This is a genomic window from Nocardiopsis sp. TNDT3, from assembly GCF_003427465.1.
In the GTDB taxonomy this organism is placed as follows: domain Bacteria; phylum Actinomycetota; class Actinomycetes; order Streptosporangiales; family Streptosporangiaceae; genus Nocardiopsis; species Nocardiopsis dassonvillei.
Genome location: NZ_QPFC01000063.1, coordinates 1 through 8,207, shown reverse-complemented (window position 1 = coordinate 8,207; position 8,207 = coordinate 1). Strand labels below are relative to the sequence as shown.

At 72.9% G+C, this 8,207-nt stretch carries 10 protein-coding genes; 2 read left to right on the top strand and 8 right to left on the bottom strand.

The genetic code is table 11. The features are described 5' to 3' along the window. Positions 1 to 14 precede the first annotated feature (14 nt). From DQW06_RS01810 to hisD, 8 genes are all read right to left on the bottom strand, one after another. Entirely contained in the window at positions 15 to 596 is a 582-nt protein-coding gene (locus DQW06_RS01810) for a peptidoglycan-binding protein (RefSeq protein WP_117197843.1), read from the bottom strand. Between the two features lie 349 nt (positions 597 to 945). Then, positions 946 to 1,719, bottom strand: coding sequence for an imidazole glycerol phosphate synthase subunit HisF (gene hisF / locus DQW06_RS01805; protein ID WP_013154201.1), 774 nt, complete (start codon positions 1,717 to 1,719; stop codon positions 946 to 948). Beyond that, positions 1,716 to 2,477 (bottom strand): bifunctional 1-(5-phosphoribosyl)-5-((5-phosphoribosylamino)methylideneamino)imidazole-4-carboxamide isomerase/phosphoribosylanthranilate isomerase PriA, encoded by a 762-nt coding sequence (gene priA / locus DQW06_RS01800; protein WP_013154202.1) that lies wholly within the window; start codon positions 2,475 to 2,477, stop codon positions 1,716 to 1,718. Before priA ends, hisF begins: the two co-directional genes overlap by 4 nt. A gap of 70 nt (positions 2,478 to 2,547) precedes the next feature. After that, the gene (hisH, locus tag DQW06_RS01795; RefSeq protein ID WP_013154203.1) at positions 2,548 to 3,207 is read right to left on the bottom strand and encodes an imidazole glycerol phosphate synthase subunit HisH; all 660 of its coding nucleotides are present in this window, start codon (positions 3,205 to 3,207) and stop codon (positions 2,548 to 2,550) included. 17 nt (positions 3,208 to 3,224) lie between these two features. Then, positions 3,225 to 3,386 carry a hypothetical protein gene (locus DQW06_RS29100; protein ID WP_013154204.1) on the bottom strand — a complete coding sequence of 54 codons (162 nt, stop codon included), beginning with the start codon at positions 3,384 to 3,386 and terminating at the stop codon, positions 3,225 to 3,227. Continuing rightward, the gene (gene hisB, locus DQW06_RS01790; protein ID WP_026338663.1) at positions 3,387 to 3,980 is read right to left on the bottom strand and encodes an imidazoleglycerol-phosphate dehydratase HisB; all 594 of its coding nucleotides are present in this window, start codon (positions 3,978 to 3,980) and stop codon (positions 3,387 to 3,389) included. It lies immediately after the preceding gene. 87 nt (positions 3,981 to 4,067) lie between these two features. Next, a complete protein-coding gene (locus DQW06_RS01785) occupies positions 4,068 to 5,150 on the bottom strand; it encodes a histidinol-phosphate transaminase (RefSeq protein ID WP_013154206.1) in 1,083 nt (360 codons plus the stop codon). A gap of 108 nt (positions 5,151 to 5,258) precedes the next feature. Next, the gene (gene hisD, locus DQW06_RS01780; protein ID WP_198662359.1) at positions 5,259 to 6,554 is read right to left on the bottom strand and encodes a histidinol dehydrogenase; all 1,296 of its coding nucleotides are present in this window, start codon (positions 6,552 to 6,554) and stop codon (positions 5,259 to 5,261) included. 248 nt (positions 6,555 to 6,802) lie between these two features. Between hisD and DQW06_RS01775 the strand changes: the two genes are divergently transcribed. Continuing rightward, positions 6,803 to 7,363, top strand: a complete 561-nt coding sequence (locus DQW06_RS01775; RefSeq protein ID WP_019610981.1) for a ferritin — start codon at positions 6,803 to 6,805, stop codon at positions 7,361 to 7,363. Positions 7,364 to 7,472: 109 nt separating this feature from the next. Beyond that, on the top strand, positions 7,473 to 8,207 hold a 735-nt coding region (locus DQW06_RS01770), incomplete at its 3' end, for an LON peptidase substrate-binding domain-containing protein (protein WP_117197844.1).

Below are 8,207 nucleotides of genomic sequence, written 5' to 3'. Positions count from 1 at the left end.
CGCCGCGGGGCCGGTCAGCGGGCGTAGTCCTGGTAGCTGATCACGGCGTGGAAGGAGACGGGCCCGAAGACGCCGTCGACGCCGATGCCGAAGTGCTCCTGGGCGGCTCGGACGGCCCGCTCGGTGGCGGGTCCGTAGACGCCGTCGGTGGCCAGGTGGGCGTTGAACTTGGCGTTGAGCTCGCGCTGGATCATGGTGACGACCGGGCCGGTGTCCCCGCGGCGGAACTGGTGCTGGCCGAAGACCAGCTCCTGGAAGTGCTCCCAGGTGTCGGGGTTGAGGTCGCCGTCGTTGTGCAGGCCGAAGGCCTCCTGGTAGGTGACGAGGGTGTCGTGCAGGTCCTGGTCGAACTCCAGGTTGAGCTCGCCGGGGTTGATCTCACCCGAGGAGAGCAGCATCTTGGCGGCGTAGACGTCGATGCTGGAGTCGCCGAGGGTGTACTCGGGCCAGACCTGGGACTCGATGGCGGCGAGGACCTCGGGGGAGGTCTGGTCGATGTCGTCCGCCAGGGCGGCGGGCGCGGTGGCGAGGGCGGTGGTCACGGCGAGGGCGGCGGCCGCGAGGAGGGATGCGGCCCGCCCGGTGGTGGTGGACATGGAGAGGTTCCTTTCCCCTGGGGTCCCTGTGGTCGGTGCTGCGGAGTGGTTGGGTGTTACACACTGTTCGATGTGTGAGACCCGCGCCACGTTCACAAAATGCACGCCAATGCCACCAAAAGGACATAGTTCTCTGTCCTTGTCCTGTTTTCTCAGCACATGCGCCAACCGATTCGACGGTGTGCGCGTGTACCGGGCCACAGGGCGGGACCGGGTTCCGGCCGGAGGCGGGGCCGCGGAACACGGGGGCTCGGACACGAGCGGGCCGGACACGAGGAAGGCCTCCGCGCGCTCGCGTGCGCGCGGAGGCCTTGTGCCTGCAAGCGGCCGGGGCCGGGCCCCGCGCCGCTCAGCGGACGGGGTGGCCCGCCTCGCGCAGGCTCTTCTTGACGTCGGCGATGGTGAACTGCCCGAAGTGGAAGACCGTCGCGGCCAGCACCGCGTCCGCTCCCGCCGCCACGGCCGGGGCGAAGTGCTCCACCGCGCCCGCGCCGCCGGAGGCGATCAGCGGCACCTCCACCCGTGAGCGCACCGCCCGGATCAGCTCCAGGTCGAAGCCCGACCGGGTGCCGTCGGCGTCCATCGAGTTGAGCAGGATCTCCCCCGCCCCCAGCTCGGCCGCGCGCTCGCACCACTCCAGGGCGTCGACCCCGGCGCTGCGGCGCCCGCCGTGCGTGGTGACCTCGAACCCGCTCGGGGTCGGCCGCCCGTCCTCGCGCACCCGGCGCACGTCGGCGGAGAGCACCAGCACCTGGCGGCCGAAGCGCTCGGCGATCTCCCTGATGAGTTCGGGCCGGGCGATGGCGGCGGTGTTGACGCCCACCTTGTCCGCGCCCGCGCGCAGCAGCCGGTCCACGTCGTCGGGGGTGCGCACCCCGCCGCCCACGGTCAGCGGGATGAACACCTGGTCGGCGGTGCGGCGCACCACGTCGTAGGTGGTCTCGCGGTCGCCGCTGGAGGCGGTGACGTCGAGGAAGGTGAGCTCGTCGGCGCCGTCGGCGTCGTAGGTGCCCGCCAGCTCCACCGGGTCGCCCGCGTCGCGCAGGTTCTCGAAGTTGACGCCCTTGACCACCCGCCCGGCGTCCACGTCCAGGCAGGGGATGACGCGCACCGACACGCTCACGGCCGCACGCTCCCGGACTCGCGCACCGTGGCCAGGGCGTCCTCCAGGGTGAAGGCGCCCTCGTACAGCGCGGTTCCCATGATGGCGCCCTCCACTCCCAGCGGCACCAGCGTGGCGATCGCCCGCAGGTCCTCCAGGCTGGAGACGCCTCCGCTGGCCACCACCGGCTTGTCGGTGCGCTCGCACACGGTGCGCAGCAGGTCCAGGTTGGGGCCCTTCAGGGTGCCGTCCTTCTGGACGTCGGTGACGACGTAGCGGGCGCAGCCCTCCGACTCCAGGCGCTCCAGGGTCTGCATGAGGTCGCCGCCGTCGCGGGTCCAGCCGCGCGCGGCCAGGGTGGTGCCGCGCACGTCCAGGCCGATCGCGATCCGGTCGCCGTGCTCGGCGATGATCCTGGCGCACCACTCCGGGTTCTCCAGGGCCGCGGTGCCGATGTTGACCCGCCTGCACCCGGTGGACAGGGCGGCGGCCAGCGACTCGTCGTCGCGGATGCCGCCGGACATCTCGACCTTGACGTCGAGGCGGCCCACGATGTCGCGCAGCAGGTCGCGGTTGTGGCCGCGGCCGAACGCGGCGTCCAGGTCCACCAGGTGGATCCACTCGGCACCGGCGGACTGCCAGGCCAGGGCCGCCTCGAAGGGGTCGCCGTACTGCCCGCCGGAGCCCGCCTTGCCCTGGACGAGCTGGACGGCCTGGCCGCCCGCCACGTCCACGGCGGGCAGCAGTTCGAGTACGGGGGTGGTGGTCTCGCCGGTCATGGAGTCATCTCGTTCTCGTCGGTCGGAAGGTCTTCGGGAGCGGTGGCGGGCCGGGCGCGGCGGACACCGGTCAGAGGGTGTCCACCCAGTTGGCCAGGATGCGGGCGCCCGTGTCGCCGGACTTCTCCGGGTGGAACTGGGTGGCCCACAGGGGTCCGTTCTCGACGGCGGCCACGAACGGCTCGCCGTGCTCGGCCCAGGTCACCCCGGGCGCCGGGATGCGCTCGTTGGTGGGCGTGAACTCCCACTCGCGCACGGCGTAGGAGTGCACGAAGTAGAAGCGGTCCTCGGGGCCGATCCCGGCGAAGAGCCGGGTGTCCTCGGGCGGGCGGACGGTGTTCCAGCCCATGTGCGGAACGACCGGTGCGCGCAGGCGGTCCACCGTGCCGGGCCACTCGCCGCAGCCCTCGGTGACCTCCTCCCCCGCCTCGGCGTCGGAGTCGGCGCGCTCCACCCCCCGGTCGAAGAGCACCTGCATCCCCACGCAGATGCCCAGGACCGGGCGGCCCCCGGCCACGCGCCTGCCGATGATCCGGTCGCCGCCCGCGGCCCGGAGGCTGGACATGCAGGCGCTGAACGCGCCCACGCCCGGGACGACGAGGCCGTCCGCGTCGAGGGCGGCGTGCGGGTCGGAGGTGACGGTGACGTCGGCTCCGGTGCGCTCCATCGCGCGCTGCGCCGAGCGCAGGTTGCCGGAGCCGTAGTCGAAGACGACCACTCGTGACGGCATGGTGCTGCCCTTCCCCTTCAGAAGTAGTCCAGGCGCAGTACGCCGGAGGCCAGCGCGAGCGCCGTGCATCCGGCCAGGACGACGGCGAGGGGCCGGTTGACCCTCCACAGGGCGTACGCGCCCCCGGCGAGGAAGCCCCCGAGCACGATGAGGGCGATCCCCCACAGGTATCCGTCCATCTACAGGGCGCCCTTGGTGGACGGGATGCCGCTGACGCGCGGGTCGTCCTCGGTGGCCGCGCGCAGGGCGCGGGCCAGCGCCTTGAACTGGCACTCGACGATGTGGTGGGCGTTGCGGCCGTAGGGCACGCGCACGTGCAGGGCGACGCGGGCCTGGGCCACGAACGACTCCAGGATGTGGCGGGTCATGGTGGTGTCGTAGTCGCGGCCGATCAGCGGGGCCATGCCCTCGGGCTCGCTGTGCACCAGGTAGGGGCGGCCGGAGACGTCGACGGTGACCTCGGCCAGGGCCTCGTCCAGGGGCACCTTGGCGTCGGCGAAGCGGCGGATGCCGCGCTTGTCGCCCAGGGCCTCGCGGAAGGCCGCGCCCAGGGCCAGGGCGGTGTCCTCCATGGTGTGGTGGGAGTCGATGTGCAGGTCGCCCTCGGTGCGCACGGTCAGGTCGAACAGGCCGTGCTTGGCGAGCTGGTCGAGCATGTGGTCGAAGAAGCCGACGCCGGTGGAGACGTCGGCGACGCCGGTGCCGTCCAGGTCGATCTCGACCAGGACCTTGGTTTCCTTGGTGGTGCGCTCGACGCGTCCGGTGCGGCTCATGGTGGTGGGACTTCCTCGCTCGGTGCGGTGGGTGCGGGGCCCGGCCGGGCCGGGCCCGGCGGCGGTCTCGGGGTCGGCGGGCACGGCTCAGCGTCCGGTGGCGCTGAGCAGGGCCCGGCGGAAGGCGGCCATCTCCTGCGGGGTTCCGACGCTGACGCGCAGCCACCCGGGCGGGCCGGTCTCGCGGATGAGGACCTGCTGGTCGAGCATGTCCTGCCAGACGCGGCTGCGGTCCTCGAACTCGCCGAACAGGACGAAGTTGGCGTCGGACTCGGCGACCGAGAAGCCGTGCCCGCGCAGCCAGGAGACCAGGGAGTCGCGTTCGGCGCGCAGGTCGGCGACGGCGGCGAGGAGTTCGTCGGCGTGGTCGAGCGCGGTGAGCGCGACCGTCTGGGTGACGGCGGACAGGTGGTAGGGCAGGCGGACCAGCTGGAGGGCCTCGACCACGGCCGGGTGGGCGGCCAGGTAGCCCACGCGCGCCCCGGCCAGGGCGAAGGCCTTGGACATGGTGCGCGAGACGACGAGCCTGGGGTGGTCGGACAGCAGGCTCAGCGCGCTGGGCGTGCCCTCGCGGCGGAACTCGGCGTAGGCCTCGTCCACGACCACGACGCCGGGGGCCGCGGCCAGGACGCGCTCCGTGTCGGCCAGGTCCAGGGCGGTGCCGGTGGGGTTGTTGGGCGAGGTGAGGAAGACGACGCTGGGCTGGTGCTCGGCGATGGCGGCCAGGGCGGCGTCCACGTCGACGCGGAAGTCGGCTCCGCGCGGCACGGACACCCAGGCGGTGCCGGTGCCCCGGGAGATGATCGGGTGCATGGAGTAGGACGGCTCGAAGCCCATGGCGGACCGGCCGGGGCCGCCGAAGGCCTGGAGGATCTGCTGGAGGACCTCGTTGGAGCCGTTGGCCGCCCACACCTGGTCGGCGGTCAGGCCGTGGCCGAGATAGGCGGCCAGGCCCTCGCGCAGGCGGACCGCGTCCCGGTCGGGGTAGCGGTTGAGGCCCAGGGCGGTGTCGGCGACCGCCTCGGCCAGCGCCTTGGCCAGGCGCGCCGAGGGCGGGTGCGGGTTCTCGTTGGTGTTGAGCACCACGGGCACGTCCAGCTGCGGCGCGCCGTAGGGCGAGCGGCCGCGCAGGTCGTCGCGCAGGGGCAGGTCGTTCAGGGTGAAGCTCACGGTTGCACGCTCATGGTCGGTCGGAGGCGGGCGGGGCGTGCGGGTCGCGGCCGGTGCGGCCGCGGGGCCCGCGCGCCCGGGTTCCCGCCGGGCGGGTGGCCTTCGGGCTCAGGCCGGGTCCGTGCGCGCGGCGACGGCCTCGCCGTGCGCGGGCAGGTCCTCGGCGTTGGCCAGGGCGATGACGTGGTGGGCGACGTCGGTCAGCGCCTCGCGGTCGTACTCGACCACGTGCACGCCGCGCAGGAAGGTCTGCACGCTCAGGCCGCCGGTGTGGCAGGCGCAGCCTCCGGTGGGCAGCACGTGGTTGGACCCGGCCGCGTAGTCGCCCAGGGAGACCGGCGAGAAGTCGCCGACGAAGATCGCGCCCGCGTTGCGCACGCGCGCGGCCCACGCGGCGGCGTCGGCGGTCATGACCTCCAGGTGCTCGGCGGCGTAGGCGTTGACGACGGCGAGGCCGTGGTCGAGGTCGTCGACCAGGACGATGCCGGACTGCGGGCCGGACAGGGCCTCGCGGACGCGGTCGCCGTGCTTGGTGGCGGCCACGCGGGCGGCGAGGCGGTCGGTGACCGCCTCGGCGAGCGCCTCGTCCGGGGTGACCAGGACGGAGGCGGCGACGACGTCGTGCTCGGCCTGGCTGATCAGGTCGGCGGCGACGTAGTCGGGGTTGGCGGTGGCGTCGGCGAGGATCGCGATCTCGGTGGGACCGGCCTCGGCGTCGATGCCGATGACGCCCTTGAGCAGGCGTTTGGCCGCGGCCACCCAGATGTTGCCGGGGCCGGTGACCATGTCGGCGCGCTCGCAGGGGCCCGCGCCGTAGGCGAACATGGCGATCGCCTGGGCGCCCCCGACGGCGTAGACCTCGTCGACGCCGAGCAGGGCGCAGGCAGCGAGGATGGTCGGGTGGGGCAGCCCGCCGAAGGCGCTCTGGGGCGGCGAGGTGACCGCCAGGGAGCGCACCCCCGCCTCCTGGGCGGGGACGACGTTCATGACGACGCTGGAGGGGTAGACGGCCCGGCCGCCCGGCACGTAGAGGCCGACGCGGTCGACGGGGATCCACCTCTCGGTGACGGTGCCCCCGGGCACGACGCGGGTGGTGTGGTCGGTGCGGCGCTGGTCGCGGTGGACCGCGCGGGCGCGGCGGATGGACTCCTCCAGCGCGGCGCGCACGGCGGGGTCGAGGCCGTCCAGGGCGGCCTCGATCGCGTCCTTGGGCACGCGGATGTCGGTCAGTCTGACGCCGTCGAAGCGCTCGGTGAGTTCGACCAGGGCCTCGACACCGCGATGGCGCACGTCCTCGCACAGGGGGCGTACGCGCTCGGCGGCGGCCGCCACGTCCAGTTCCGCGCGCGGAAGGGCCTGACGCGGGTCGCCTTGGGTGCCTCGGAGGTCGATTCGACTGATCACGGTCCCAGTCTAGGGGGAAGTGCCCATTCGGTGGGCGGCGCCGTCCGGATGATGGACGCCACACGCGCCACCGGCGGGTACGCGCCGGCCCGGGAGGGCGCCGACGGGGTGGAACGCGTTACGCCCGAATAAGTGCGGCCTAAGTTTGGGACACCTAACCTTATTAACCTTCAGAAAGGCTTGCCTAAGAAATTCGAGTCACACTGATAAATGTCGCGAAATGCTTTTCCATGCGTTATCGTGTACTCATGACTTCGAACAAGAGCAGCGATATCGGCCTTTCCAAGTTCCACCGGCTCCTCGTCGACCAGGTGCGGCACGAGTTCACGGCCTCCCACCAGTACGTGGCCATCGCCGCCTGGTTCGACGACCACGACCTGCCCCAGCTGGCGCGGGTCTTCTACGAGCAGTCCCTGGAGGAGCGCGACCACGCGATGATGATCGTGCGGTTCCTCCTGGACACCGACGTCCCGTTCTCCCTTCCGGGCGTGGACGAGATCGAGACCGATTTCGCCGTGCCCCGGGACCTGGTCGCCCTGGCCCTTCGCCAGGAGCGCGAGGTGACCGACCAGTTCCAGCGCCTGGCCAAGGTCGCCCGGGACGAGGACGACTACACCGGCGAGCAGTTCCTCCAGTGGTTCATCCAGGAGCAGACCGAGGAGGTCGCCAAGATGTCGACCCTCCTCAACGTGGTGGACCGCGCCAACGGCAACCTGTTCCACGTGGAGGACTTCGTCGCCCGGGACATGCCCAGCGAGGACAGCGGCAGCCAGGGCGCGCCCGGCACCGCCGGCCCGTCGGTCTCCTGACCCCGTGACCCGGACCCCGGGCGCCCGCGGGCCTCGGGGCCGGGACCGGCCGGGGACGCGCCGCCGGTTTCGGCGCCCGCGTTCCCGGCATGAGGGGCATACTGGAACCATGCCCTTGGCCCTGCCGATCTTCCCGTTGAACACCGTGCTGTTCCCCGGTATGACCGTTCCCCTGCACGTCTTCGAGCGGCGCTACCGCCGCCTGGTCGCGGAGCTGCTCGGGCCCGACTTCGCCCAGGGGGACGAGGGCGGGCGCGGCCGGGGCCCGCTCCGGTTCGGCGTCGTGTGGATCGAGCTGGGCCAGGAGGTGGCCTCCGAGTCCGGCCAGGGCTCCGGCGGCGCCGACACCGGGACGCCCACCACGGGAGGACCGGGCACCTCGCTGCCCCGGATCAGCGCGACCGGGTGCACCGCCCTGGTGCGCGACGTGCGCACCTACGAGGACGGCCGCTACGACCTGGTCGTCGAGGGCGGCGCGCGGTTCTCCATCACCGACCTGTCGCAGGTGGACGCCTCCTCCCCCGAGGAGTACTCGACCGCGTCGGTGTCCTTCCTGCCCGAGCCGACCGGCCCGGACGCGGAGGAGCACGCCGAGCGCGTGCGCGATCTGTTCGGGACCTACTCCCAGCGCCTGGCCTCGATCGGGATGTCGCCGGACGCCTCGCCCGAGCTGCCCAAGGACCCCATCGCGCTGTCCTACGCGGTGGCCGCGGCCGCGGTCCTGGACCAGGCGGAGAAGCAGCGGATGCTGGAGGCCGAGGACGCCGCGACCCGGCTGGCCGTGACCGCCCGCTTCCTGCGCCGGGAGAACCGCATCGTGGCCGCCCCCACCCTGCCCAACCTC

Coding starts and splice junctions, on each gene's coding strand:
- DQW06_RS01810 (WP_117197843.1), bottom strand. CDS start 596: ATGTCCACCACCACCGGGCGGGCCGCATCCCTCCTCGCGGCCGCCGCC.
- priA (WP_013154202.1), bottom strand. CDS start 2,477: ATGACCGGCGAGACCACCACCCCCGTACTCGAACTGCTGCCCGCCGTG.
- hisH (WP_013154203.1), bottom strand. CDS start 3,207: ATGCCGTCACGAGTGGTCGTCTTCGACTACGGCTCCGGCAACCTGCGC.
- DQW06_RS29100 (WP_013154204.1), bottom strand. CDS start 3,386: ATGGACGGATACCTGTGGGGGATCGCCCTCATCGTGCTCGGGGGCTTC.
- hisB (WP_026338663.1), bottom strand. CDS start 3,980: ATGAGCCGCACCGGACGCGTCGAGCGCACCACCAAGGAAACCAAGGTC.
- DQW06_RS01775 (WP_019610981.1), top strand. CDS start 6,803: ATGACTTCGAACAAGAGCAGCGATATCGGCCTTTCCAAGTTCCACCGG.